Annotated in this window: 10 protein-coding genes and 1 pseudogene; all 11 read right to left on the bottom strand. The window is 54.6% G+C overall.

The genetic code is table 11. The features are described from left to right. Positions 1 to 67 precede the first annotated feature (67 nt). Positions 68 to 721, bottom strand: a complete 654-nt coding sequence (locus MTP38_RS11095) for a cupin domain-containing protein (RefSeq protein WP_249233590.1) — start codon at positions 719 to 721, stop codon at positions 68 to 70. Then, a complete protein-coding gene (locus MTP38_RS11100) occupies positions 718 to 1,521 on the bottom strand; it encodes an ABC transporter ATP-binding protein (protein ID WP_249233591.1) in 804 nt (267 codons plus the stop codon). Before MTP38_RS11100 ends, MTP38_RS11095 begins: the two co-directional genes overlap by 4 nt. Beyond that, positions 1,518 to 2,549, bottom strand: a complete 1,032-nt coding sequence (locus tag MTP38_RS11105) for a FecCD family ABC transporter permease (RefSeq protein WP_249233592.1) — start codon at positions 2,547 to 2,549, stop codon at positions 1,518 to 1,520. Before MTP38_RS11105 ends, MTP38_RS11100 begins: the two co-directional genes overlap by 4 nt. Further along, entirely contained in the window at positions 2,549 to 3,715 is a 1,167-nt protein-coding gene (locus MTP38_RS11110; RefSeq protein WP_249233593.1) for an ABC transporter substrate-binding protein, read from the bottom strand. Before MTP38_RS11110 ends, MTP38_RS11105 begins: the two co-directional genes overlap by 1 nt. 124 nt (positions 3,716 to 3,839) lie before the next feature. Beyond that, complete coding sequence (locus tag MTP38_RS11115) at positions 3,840 to 4,136, bottom strand: transposase (protein WP_249233594.1); 297 nt, start codon at positions 4,134 to 4,136, stop codon at positions 3,840 to 3,842. Positions 4,137 to 4,274: 138 nt separating this feature from the next. Further along, complete coding sequence (locus tag MTP38_RS11120; RefSeq protein WP_249233595.1) at positions 4,275 to 5,159, bottom strand: hypothetical protein; 885 nt, start codon at positions 5,157 to 5,159, stop codon at positions 4,275 to 4,277. Between the two features lie 12 nt (positions 5,160 to 5,171). Continuing rightward, positions 5,172 to 6,578: pseudogene (locus MTP38_RS11125) on the bottom strand (relaxase/mobilization nuclease domain-containing protein); the annotation flags it as partial. Between the two features lie 251 nt (positions 6,579 to 6,829). Then, the gene (locus MTP38_RS11130; RefSeq protein WP_015564803.1) at positions 6,830 to 7,285 is read right to left on the bottom strand and encodes a DUF3592 domain-containing protein; all 456 of its coding nucleotides are present in this window, start codon (positions 7,283 to 7,285) and stop codon (positions 6,830 to 6,832) included. Between the two features lie 1,311 nt (positions 7,286 to 8,596). After that, a complete protein-coding gene (locus tag MTP38_RS11135; RefSeq protein WP_015565849.1) occupies positions 8,597 to 10,000 on the bottom strand; it encodes a hypothetical protein in 1,404 nt (467 codons plus the stop codon). 1 nt (position 10,001) lies between these two features. Next, positions 10,002 to 10,796, bottom strand: coding sequence for a hypothetical protein (locus MTP38_RS11140; RefSeq protein WP_015565850.1), 795 nt, complete (start codon positions 10,794 to 10,796; stop codon positions 10,002 to 10,004). A gap of 11 nt (positions 10,797 to 10,807) precedes the next feature. Beyond that, on the bottom strand, positions 10,808 to 12,604 hold the full coding sequence (locus MTP38_RS11145; RefSeq protein WP_015565851.1) for a heparinase II/III domain-containing protein: 1,797 nt from the start codon (positions 12,602 to 12,604) through the stop codon (positions 10,808 to 10,810). Position 12,605 lies beyond the last annotated feature (1 nt).

The raw sequence follows: 12,605 nt of genomic DNA on the forward strand, positions 1-12,605 counted from the left end.
AGACGCAAAGAACCCGTCCGGTACGTCCGGACGGGTTCTTTGCGTCTGTTATGAAACAGAAAATCGCTTATTCGATGACCAGCAGCAGGCTCATCTTGAACTTGCCCTGTGCGGTAACGCTGTGCAGACCGTTCTTGTCGAAGCAGAAGCTCTCGCCTGCATTCAGTTCGTAGTCCTTGCCCTCGTAGCCAATGATGGCCTTGCCCTCCAGCGCAGTCAGGATGGCGTTGCCGGGTGCACGGTGCGGGGTCAGGCCGGTGCCCTCATCAAAGGCCATCAGGACAAATTTCATGTTGTCTGCATGAGCGATGTCCAGATTGGCGATGCTGCCCTCTTCATAAGAAATGAGGTTCTTCAGTTCGGTGGGCTGGCCAGCCTTGATGATGTTGTTCATGGTAAAATTCTCCTTTTTCAAAATGATTTCGGTATAGATCATACCGTTGTCGGTTTTTGTGCCGCACAGTGTTTTCGGCGGTACATACAGCAGTTCTCCGGGTTTGACAGACACCTCCTGCCCATCGGCTCCCAGAAGGAATCTGCCGTTTCCCTCACCACCCAGATAAATGGTGGTGCAGTCATAGTATTCCGGGGTGATAGAAGTGCCTGCGCCCAGGGAAAACCATGTTACCGGCACTTCATAGCTCAGCCCGGAAGGACGGGAAACTGTCATAGCATCCCGGACCGGGCGGACCTGAGAAAGTGTAAAAGGGATATTGTTCATACAGCAGTTTCCTTCCGTAGAGCAACCGGAACGATGCTGCGCACGGACCGTCCCTGATAATGCAGTTCATCCACCAGCACCTGAACATCAAAAGAATACGAGATGTTCTCCTCGTTCAAGATCTCCGCAGCCGGACCGTAGAAAAATTCGCCTTTGCGGTTCAGCATCAGGGCTTCGTCCGCCACGCTCATGGCGTTGGTGGGATAGTGGGTATTCATGATGGCACTGATGCCGGATTCGTGGGCCAGTCGCTCCACCATATTCAGCACTAAGATCTGATTGTGGAAATCCAGACCGGTTTCCGGCTCGTCCAGAATGATGAGCTTCGGCTCATTGATAAGGGCACGGGCGATGAGCACCATTTGCAGTTCACCGCCGCTCATCCGGTTGCAGTCCTTGTTGGCAAGGCGGGTGATCCCCACCCGTTCCATCATGGCTTCCGCCATTTCAATCTCCTCTTTGCCGGGCTGCTGAAAGGTCCCAAGATGTGCACTGCGCCCCAGCAGAACCATTTCCAGACCAGTGTAGGAAAAAGCGAAGCCGCGAGACTGCGGAATGTAGGAGATGGTACTCCAGACATCCTTCGGTTTGAGGGTGTGAATGTCCTTCCCGTAAAGCAGAGTCTTGCCGCTGTGCCATGGCAGCAGACCGATCATGCACTTGAGCAGGGTGGTTTTACCAATGCCGTTTGGACCAAGAATCGCGAGGATGTGGCCTTCTTCCAGGCTCAAATTGATGTTTTCGAGAATCACAGGCTGCTTTGGGTAGCCAAAACAACCGTTCTGCACTTCCAAGATCATTGCAGGTTGCTCCTTGTTTTGTTCAGCAGAGAAATAAACGCCGGTGCACCGATGATAGCGGTGAGGATGGAAAGAGGCAGCTCGATAATGCTGATGCTGCGGGACAGGGTATCGATCAGGATCATAAAGCTGGCTCCCAGACTGAGACTGAGGGGCACCACATAACGGTTGTTGCTTCCAACCAGCATCCGGGATGCGTGCGGGATCAGCAGACCAATCCAGCCCACCTGACCGCACATGGAAACGGCAGAAGCCGTGATCAGCGTAGATGCAACAATAACCAGCATCCGGGTCTGTTTGATGTTGATGCCGCTGGCACGAGCCTCGTCATCACTCAGTGAAAGGATGTTCAGCCGCCAGCGCAGCAGATAGATGATGATGATTCCAGCAACGATAAGTGGGCAGCCAATTAGGATCTTTTGGAAACTGGCACTGGTAAAGCTGCCCAAGAGCCAGTAGATGATCTCCGGCAGCTTGTCCTGCGGATCGGCAGTATATTTCAACAGCGAACCCAGTGCGTTGAACAGAGAGGATGCAATCGTACCGGCCAGCACCAGATAAACCATGGAACGCCCATCACTCTTGCCTGCGACTTTCAGAGTAAAACAGACGGAAATCAGGCCAAAGACCAAGGCGATGAGCTGCGTTTCCAGAATACTGCAAGACAGGATAATAGCAAGAATTGCACCCACACAGGTGCCGCTGGTTACACCCAAAATATCCGGTGTGGCAAGCGGATTGGAGAATAAGGATTGATAGGCATTGCCTGCACAAGACAGACCTGCGCCGACGATGATGGCCGTCAGAATGCGGGGCAGCCGCAGATTGATGACGATGGAGTAGTTCTGTACATTTGAGGTGCTCTCACCCGTCAGAGCAGTGCGCAAAGCTGTGAGAACTTCGCCTACCGGAACATTCATTCGCCCAAAGCACAGGCAGATGAGTGCGGTCACAAGGGGAAAAGTGAACATCAATACCACGGCCAGAGGAGTGAACCGGCCTTTTTTTATCCAGATGGTATCTTTCATCAGTACAGCAGCATTTCCTCCAACTCGTCATCTGTCACATCGTAGCCGTACCATGTCTTGTAATATTCCTTGATGGTATCGCCCAGCGGATAATCGGCAAAAGCATCCGGGTAGGTGTTGCAGGCCAGCCATGCCAGCACCAGCGGAGCATCCGGATTCGGGGTGAACCAGTTCCACATACCCAGTGTAGTGTTGTAGACCCGGCCGCTCTTCACGGAAGTCAGGGTGGAGAAGTCAGCACCGTCCACATTCCCGCTCAGCACGTCCTCGGTGCGCAGGGGCTGCAGGCCGGGACCATCCAAGAAAAGAATATCGGGATCCCAGCTATAAATCTGCTCCATGCTGGCCTGTGCAAAGCCAGTGGCTTCCAGTGCCTTGTCCGTTACGCCCAGACGCTTCATCCAGTAGGTGCCAAAGGTGCCCTGACCGGATACCTGCGGTACACCGTCTGCATACTTCCACAGAATCAGCGCACTGGGGCGATCCGTTTGAGGAATTTCCGCAATACGGGCTTCCACATCGGTCACGATCTCATCACCGGCAGCAACAAAGGCGTCGGTCTTGCCCGGTTCGTTGAAGATCTGCTCCAGCAGCTTCAGCCACTCTTCGTAACGTTCAATGGGATCAGCTTCCGTAGATGCGCCCACGGTAGCGAAACCGATGGAGGGGATTCCGCTGGCCTTCAGGATTTCGGCATGGGAGGAGTTGCCAGCATTGTACAGGATAACATCAGGGTTCAGCTTCATGATCTCCTCGATGTTCAGGTCGCTCTGAGCATAGACCGTATCGCTGGACTCCAGAAGCTCTGGGGCGATATTCTTCAATACAGTGTCAGAAATGACCGACTTGAAAGAACCGCAGTAACCCACGATGTAGGGAGCACTGCCCTCAAAATAAGCCATGTAGGTGGACAGGATTGGAATCTGGTCGATGACGACACGGGTGACCTTATTAGGCACTTCTACTTCGTTGCCGCCGTGGTCTACGACGGTATGGGTACCGGTCTCATCCATAGATGCGGCAGAGGAAGTTGCTTCGCTGGATACAGCGGAAGAAGCCCCAGAAGAAGCCGTGCTGCTGGAAGAAGAACCGCAGGCGGCCAGAACACCGGCTGCACTTACAGCAGCCATGGCAGTGATAAACGAACGACGAGAAATTTTTTTCATGGAAAACTCCTTTAATAAACAGATAGTTCTTTGTTTGTGGCGGTTAGTCATGAATAACCAACTGCCAAGCAGTTTATCAGATTCATTTTCCTTTGTCGGTTGCTATGGCAACAACAGCGCAAATTTATGTGATGGTAAAAATAGACACAAAAACAGGGTGCGTCCACCCGGACGCACCCTGCCAAAGACCACAGACGATAACGATATGTACAACAGGGCGTTCCCCGTCGGGAACGCTCTGTTTCTCTTTGTTGGCGGTGTGATGAGCCTGTTCCGCCTGCCACACGGCAAACTCCCGCTGCCCTTCCTCGCTGTTCCAACAGGCAAGGATGGCCGGGTAGAATGCCCGTGCCAGACGGTCGATGACTTCATCGGGATAGGGGGAAGTGTTTGTGGACTTTTTCTTTTTGTTCAAACGCACGCTCCTTTGATCGTCCCACCGTGGCAAAGTCGGGCGAGAAAATCAAAGTTCCAATTTCATATCAGGCGCAAGGGCGCGGATGCTTTCCGCCCTGCACTTGCGGCTGATGGCTCATTGATGGCTTACAAGTGCCTGTCGTTATGCGATTTCTTTCTCGTTCAGTATTTCTTCAAACTGTGCCATATACGCTTTGTGCTGCTTGAGGATTTTTAGCGTTTCAGTTTTGGCGTAGGAATCGTCCGGTAGCTTAGGCAAGTATCTCATCAAAAAATCAAAGTCCTGCTGAATCCGCCGGACAGCGACTTCCAGCGCGGAGTAGTTGATTCCAGAGTAGTGTGAGTAGCTCGACTGCGGAGCGGGACGGTCTTCCGGGTGCAGAATCTCGTGCACGATCTGCTTGCGGTTCGGAAAATCGGCTCTGGCAAGGCGGTGCATATCAGTATCACGGACTTTGAACTGCCCGGACAGGATTTTCTCCTGCATACCGGGTATCATCTGCTCCATAATCTCCACGCCGTGCATGAATTTTTCAGAACGGGCAACGTAGGATTCGCTGACATTGTTCCGCTCCGCAATCTGCTTGCGGATGCTCGCTTCCGCAGAGGTGGGAGGAATTGTGTCAATTTGACACAATTCCTCCGGGGCGGTTTTCTTGGCAGCAGCCGTGTGCTGGTTGTTGCCGTTTCCACCGGGCTTTCGATGCTCCACACTGTACTGCTTTCCAATGAGGAACTTCTTCTGCTCCGGGGTCAGATTGCGCCGCCCCAACTGGTTCTTACAAATCCAAGCGAGGACTTCTTCTCTGCTTTCAAATGGGAGCGGCATGGTGGAGAAAGAGATTTCGGGATGTTCCTGAACGATCTCATAACGGTTGTGGCCATCAACAAGGGTGTTACCCCAAACGATCAAAGGAGAGATCAGCTTGCCCTCTTTCAGGATATTTTCTTCAAGCTGCTTGAATTCATCATCGGTCAGAGGCGGAATCTGGGACTGGAACTCCGGGTCGATTTTCAGATTGATCATACGCACACTCCTTTATCTCTCCTGCTGCGTCTGATCTTCCTCCCGGAAAAAGGACGCAACATTCTGCTTTGCGGTTTTCAGTTTGAGCAGTTCTTCTTTGGCTTCCTTGTACTGCTCGTAGAACGTTGCCTTTTCGGATGCCAACTGCGCGTACTCAGCTTCCAGCTTTTTCGGGCTGGGCAGCTTGGTGAGGTTGTTTGCCTTAAAATAGGCTGCTGCCGCCCGGTACGCTGTCAGCTCTGCACGGTGCTGCTCCTCAAAGACTGCGGGTCGCTTGGCGGTCTTTAACTGCTGTGCGACGCTCTTGGCATTGGCGTAGGCTGTGACATGATAGCGCAGCTCTTTGTTGGCTTTCATGCGACTTTCAAGGTCTTTCACCACTGCCAGTGAATCGTGATACTTGGTTTCCAGTTCGGCGATGCGCTGGTTCAGGGCGTCCTCGTCGGTCAAGCCCTTTTCCTGCAGAAGCTTCACGGTCTGTGCAATAACTTTGAGATTGTGTTTCGTGATCCAACGCTTATAGCCGATGCCCTTGCCCTCGGTCAGCCTCGACTGGATGTCGATCAGTTTCCCGATGGCATCCTGCTTGAACTGCACCTTGGGTTTGCGTTCGGTGTTTGCCTGCAACGTGGCAAGCACTGCCGCCTTATCGAACTTGTCCCCGAGATGTTTCGCGCGGATGAACTTTGTTCTGCCAGAGGGCAGATAGCTGAGCTGTCCACGGCTTTCCTTGACCGTGATGCCATACTGCTGCATGAGCTTGTCAGAGAAATCTTCAAAGCTGGTAGCACGGTATAGCACTGAAGAAATCTGTTTCCGCAGGGTTCGCGTTTGCGAAGCAACAAAAGCCCCAGTGGGGCTTTTGAGCGACCGAGCGGTTTGCGCAGCAAATGGAGGGGCCTCGCCCCGACAAGCGACCTTCACGGTTTCGAACTTCTTCTGCTGGGGCGGCTGTCCAGCTGCGGTGAGGGCTGCGTTCTCACGGTCAAGTTTCAACTGACCACGCCTACGCGCCCAATACTCAGCTTCGCTCACGCGCTCTTTCGAGCCGTTGAGCAGGTCGATCTGGTACAGTCCGGCACCCTCGCACAGCTCCATGACCTCAACACGCAAGTGCCGCATGGTCTGGGCTGTGCTGGAGTGCTTCATGCCCTCTAGCCAGTCACGGGGCTTCTGCATATAGGGCTTACGTTCCACTTCTTGCATTCGGATGCTGCCGATCACGATGTGGACATGGATGTTCCCGGTACTGTTGTGCCCATCCGGGTGGGTGCAGACGATGGCGGGATGACCGGGGAAGTTGTCCTTGCAGAACTGCAAGCCAAGGGCTTGCGCCCGCTCCATGGTCAGGCCGTTCTCTACTGCGTCCTTCGGGTCGAAGCTGATGATATAATGGTGGGTCTTCACGTCCGCAGACTGTTCGTAAAACAGTATTCAACAAATGACACGGCAGCTGGATGTCAGGATTGGTTACTGTTCACTCCGCTAGGCCTAAAAAGCATTAAGTCCCATGACCACACCGCCGAGGTGTTGGCCATGGGACTTTTTGTGTCTGGGAGCGGCACACCTCTATCGAGGTGTAACACACTAGACTTTGTTCCAAAGTCGTGTGCCAAAGGAGATTATGCTCCTTTGAAATTTCCGTCATCATAGAGGAAAGAAACAATCTATTAACTTTCCCATGCAGCAACAATGCTTCTTTCTGGGTTTTGAGGGTCAATAGTCACCTTTATAGGTGTTCCCTTGCTCACGAGAGGGTTGAACCAAAACCAATGGGACTGTCCATAATAAGTGTCTTTTCCAATCTTGTATTGGTACCGAATCACCCAAGGATAAATTACATCTTCATCAGCAAGGTGATAGGTACTCATGTGGAATTTTATGTGAACCCTTTTTACTGCATTAACTTTTCCGGAAACAATCTTTCCGTTTTTCAGCAGGTCTGCTTTGCGGATGTCTGTAATCCATGCTACCCCGATAATTGCCATAGCAATAAGCCACGCAGCTATGAGTGCCCCGATTCCAACTTGCTTATAGGCGATAGAAATCAGAAAAGCAACAAAAATCCCAACAGCACCAAGAATATGGAGCAAATCTTTAGAAAAGAACTTATGGATTTTTTTCATGGAAAGACACTTCCTTTCTCGGTAGACAACATTATTTGTTCTATTGTATCATATGCTCTGTGTTTTTTCAAACCAAGTCAAGTGATTGTTGAAACGACATGAAATAATTGCATCTCACGACAGGTCACCGAAGATAATTGGATTTTTGCAAAAAGAGGAGTAGTGTATCGTCGAAGGATGTGTTATACTCAGTCCATGGAACAATTATGAACTTTATTGTTACTCGGCAGGGGTTGGGGCAGGCACGCCCCAACAAGATCACTTCGGAAATGCAGACGCATTGCAGAAGTGAAGTCCCGGTGGAGCACAACATTTTCAAGAATTGAAAATTTGTGGCCACGGGACGGTTCTTGCCCTCTACCGCTGCGCTCAAAACGCATTTTCAACAAATGTTTCCGAATTGTTAAGACGCAAAAAACAAGTAGAGGTTGTTCTGCTCATGTAATGGGGTCACCGTTTGCTCCGAACGCAGTTCCTGCCCCTGTTTGTGCAGCGGCGTTGTCCGGCTCGCTCACGGAAAGTGTGAGGTCGTGGCACAGTATCACGTTCAGACGGCTTATGAAGGATTCAAGGTTCGGTATGAAGAAAGCTAGGCGCAGTGCGGACACTACGTCCGGCTTCTTTCAAGCGCAAGAATAACACTTTTAAGTTGTGCGGTCAACAACTGTAAATAAAATTCGGAGATTTGTACAACCACATAAGGTTCTATTTGTAAAAAAATACCGCCCACGCAGCGCAGCGATGGATTTTGTCGGGTGAATCGGCGGCAAAATAGATCGGGTGTGTTGCGGGGCGGTAAATTCTTTTGCGGACTTTCCCTCACTGAAGTGGTGGGTCTCACGGTGATAACCAACCACTTTCTGTGGCTGTGTTCAAAATGAACACGACCACATCTTGTGGATGGTTTCAAACCAATCCACAAAATCAGTGAGATTTGTGACAGAGAATATCATGTTTCGCAAGGTGCGTCAAGATGATTTTGAAAAATTTATGACGGTAAAGCATAAGAAGTCTTACTATTTGGCTCAAATTGAAGTCTACTTGACTTTTTTATTGAAGAGATGTCCGTTTTATGCTGCTGCATCTGTAACAGCCTGACGATAAGCACTTGCAGCGTTGTTATTTTATTCAACTGGCTGGGGGATAGTCCTCTGCATCGGGCGAAGTATTCCTCAGTACGGTTTCCACCGCGCACAGAGCAATCTTGGCAAGATTCAGCGTGGTATGGGGATTCATGGCGGTATGCCTCCGTCTATTTTTCTGTGTATAGAATACCACATAAACAAAAAGAGAACGGACGGTCGTTTCTGTTTACGAATTGAGCGCCTGCCACAACGCATCTGAAGCATCAAACACTGCCACGCTGTACCCGGCAAAGCGGCTCTGGATATCAACAGTCTGGCTGCCATCGGCGGCAGTGTTGTAGCTGCCCAGTTCCAGCCCGGAAAGGGCGGGCTGGCTGCGCCACGGGATAAGCTTTGTCTGCCATTCCGCGCCCAGCTTTTCGCTCAGTGCCCCATAGGCCTGTTCGAAGCCCTCCGGGTCATCCAAGATCCAGATTTTGCTCTCGCCGTTGGCAAGGTCGGTGTTCATCTGGGTTGCACCGGCCATCTGACCGTTCATGTCGGTCAGGGCGGCATCGGCGCTCCATGTGTAGTTGTTCACCTGCACCACCACAGTCCCGTCGCCGTTGGCGTCCTCCGCATAGTCTGCCAGCGCAGTCTGCAGGCGCTGCACGGCCTCGTCCGGCAGGGCCTCCGCCGTGACTACCGCCACGGTGTAGTCCGGGTCTACGGTAGTCAGCAGGCCGTGCGCCACATACGCTACGCCCACAATGACCATTGCCGCCACCGCCACGATGCCCCAGTTGTAATACCACCAGTTGGCGCGGGAGCGCTTTTTCTGCTCCTGTGCGGTCAGGGGCTTATCCGGCGCTGCCGGGCGCGGGATGCTGCGCACCTCTACGCCGTATTCCTGCCGCAAAACCGGGAACAGGGTCTGCATCGCTGCCAGCCCCGGCAGCCAGAAGCCGAACAGCACCGCCCAGAACACGCTGACCGGGAACAGCAAGATCATGCCGCCGATGCCCGCCAGCATGAGAACGCCTGCCAGGACGCAGCGCGCCGGGGCGACAGCCAGCAGCCTGCCCGCCCGGCGCAGCAAGCTGTCCGGGGCGGGCAGTTGCAGCGGCAGAACGGCAGCGCAAAGCGTAGCCAGAACCGCCAGCACCAGAAAATCCAGCGCCAGAAAAACGAGAATGGCAAGCCCGGGGTAATACCCCTGCTGCGCGGCGGCTTCAAACACAAAGGCCGATACAAAGCACAGCAGCCCCAGCACCAGCGTGCCAATGCAGCCAAAGCCGCAGGCGGCTTTCCAATGGGCGGCTAGGGTCTGCTTTGCCCGGGGCAGCCACTGGGAGGGGTCGTTCTGCAAGCTGCGCAGAGCGCAGTCTGCCAGCAGCACCATGGCAGGGCCGGTCAGCAGACCGGTGACCGCACTGCACACCACCGTCAGCGGCAGGGAGAGCAGGGTCACGCCCAGCGAGACCCCCAGTGCGGCAGGCAGGCAGAGCACGCAGACCATCAGGTTCGTGCCCAGCAGCTGGCCGAGGTCGCGGCCGACCATCTGGCAAAAGCGTGCAAAGCCTTTTTTCTCCGGCTCGTTTGGGCCTACGCCGTGGCCGTCCCGCCCATAAAGGGCATTGTAGATGCTCATTTTACTTCACCTCGGTGCCAAAGGCTTCGATTTGAGTCAGCGCCGGGAAGGGGGAAGTCCCCTCGGCCTGAATCAGATCCTTCAGCACAAGGCTGCGCACCCGCTTGGGCTCAAAGGCCACGCTCTGGGGTTTGGCGCTTTTCACCAGCGGGATGTCCAGCTGGCTGCCATCAGAAAATTCCACCGTGGCCTTTACCCAGTAGTTGTCGTGGGGGAAATCTGCCCGCTCGGTGATGCGCAGCTCATCCAGCAGTACTTCCCGGCCAAAATCCAGCGTCAGGGCTGCGTTCGGGTCGCGGTTGATGCCCCAGCTCTGGTAGGGATACTCGCCGTGGGCGCTGTTCTCAAAAATGCCGTCGATGGCGTTGCGGGCGGCAAACACCGCCTCGCCGCGCGTTTCTACGTTGGCGCTGGCGTGGGGATAAAAACCGGTGTCGCCATGCTCGTCATAGCAGTTGAAGGCCAGATTCCGCCGGGCGGCAATCTCTTCCGGCAGTGCCAGCCGTGCCCGGATAACGTGACGGCTGCCCGCAAAGCTCTTGGGCGAGTAGGTGATGGCCTGCTCCCCGAAGGGAATGTGGAAGTTGATCTCCCGCTTGACCACATACACAAGGGCTTCGGGCATGGTGTCCTCGAACTGGATGACGCAGTACTGCCCGGGATGGTCGATCTCCAGCGCCACCCGGTCGCCGGGCTTGTAGCAGTTGGTGTAAACAAGGGATACGGCGGTGTCAGCGTCACAGGTCATCAGGGTGTGGCCGGCTTCGTCCAGAATTTTCAGCTTGATGGTTTCCATGGCAGTTCTCCTTAGTACAGTTCGAGCTTCAGCATTTTTTGGAAATGCAGGGTGATCTTATAGATCGTTTCCGGCCATGCGGTGCGCAGGCGCGGGTCGGTGATAGGCACCGCCGTAACAGCAGCCGTTGCGGCGTCCGGGTCAAAGCGGATGCCGCCCAGTGTGCCCACCGCAAAGCCGTCCGCAGTGGGGACGGGTTGCTGCTCGGTGAGCAGGGTCAGGTCTACTGTGCCGGGATAGTCTGTTTCGTCCCGCAGGGTGATGCCCTGTTCGCTGACAGATACGCTGCGGCGGTAGGTGGTAAGCCCCGGGATGGGCGGGTACGCGCCCGCCAGTTCGCCGGTGATGCTATTTTCCTCGGTGCACACCTCCCGGGCAGCGTATTCCGCGCCGGGCAGCTGCTGCACGCCGTCAAAGGTGGGCAGGTTGTGCCATGCGCTCTGCATCGTCCAGATCTCATACCGCTGAGGGCTGAAGGTCTTTTTGGTGTAGCTCTCCACTCCGATATCGATGAGAAACGGTCTTCCGTCCTTGTACACGGTAATGCTGCCGGTATCGTTGTGGTTGTGGCTGTCGCCGTTGGAGCCAAACTTTGCACCCAGCACCCAGCTGCCCTGCCGTGCGGCATAAATGCCTACACTGGGGTACCATACTGCAGAACGATGCTGGGGAACTGCGGCGTATTCCATCAGTTCCTGCTCGGCAAAGGCGGTGGTCAGCCGGTACCACAGGTTGATGTGGGTGCTGCCGTCCGGGTTCTGCAAATGGTCGGGGTCGGCATCGGCGCGGAAATCTGCCGCCGCAAGGGCCTGCAAAGCATCGCTGCCTACGGCCTGTCCAAAGCGGTATTCCCGTGCACCGCAGCGCCCGGCCAGGGGGCTGCAATCGCCAAAGTTCAGATAGTAAGGTCCTTCCACATGGACATTGCAGATGTACTCCGCGATATTTTTGATCTTTGTTTCTCTGAATAGCGGGCGGAAGGCCTCCGGCGCAACGTTGGATAAAATTTCAAGACAGCCCCACAGGGTCAGTCCGGCGTGGCGATAATACTGCGCACCCTCGTTGCAGCAGCCGTCCGCGCCGTAGTCCTTCAAAAAGCAGTCGAGGCTGTAGGCTGCCTGCTTGACGGCAGCTTTTCGCTGCTGCTGGGTGGTGGGCAGCAGAAAAACGGTGAGCAGCACATTCTGAGTGCACCAGCTCGTCCAGTTACACATAGGCTCTTCGCCGTTGCCCATCCACCAGAAGTGGCTTGTAAAATAAGGCGTCAGGATGCGGGCGTCCAGCTCCCGCTCCATCCTCGCCGTGATGCCCGGCGCGGCAGTATCCAGCTCATCGGGCAGTAAGTACCGGGTCAGCGCCAGAAGCGCGCCGGTCTCGGCGGCAAATAAATCCACGATGGGGCGGGTGGTGTCCGGCAGGGGCAGCTGCGGGGTGTCCCGCACATAACTGTTGTGGGCGGGCAGCTGCCATGCACTTTCCTCGCAGATCGCCCATACGGTATCGGCAATTTCATCCAGAAAGCGCCCTTTGTGCTCCACACACTCGGCACTTACCAGCGCGCACAGCCGCGCCCGGCGGGAAAAGTAAGCCGTCTCCCATGGGGTGCGCCGCCCAGTGTGGGTGAAATCCAGCCAGAGCGAGAGCGGCAGGGGCGCAATGGGCGTTTGCAGCGCGGCTTCCCCCGCCTGCAAAAAGCGCTGCTTTGCCCGCAGGGGCAGCCCCTGCCATGCGGTGTGCTCTTTGACAGGGGGAAAGGGCCGGTAATCGGGAAGAAATTCCGGCAGATGAGCAAGCTGTTCCTGTATCATA

Source organism: Faecalibacterium sp. I3-3-89, assembly GCF_023347275.1.
In the GTDB taxonomy this organism is placed as follows: Bacteria; Bacillota; Clostridia; order Oscillospirales; family Ruminococcaceae; genus Faecalibacterium; species Faecalibacterium butyricigenerans.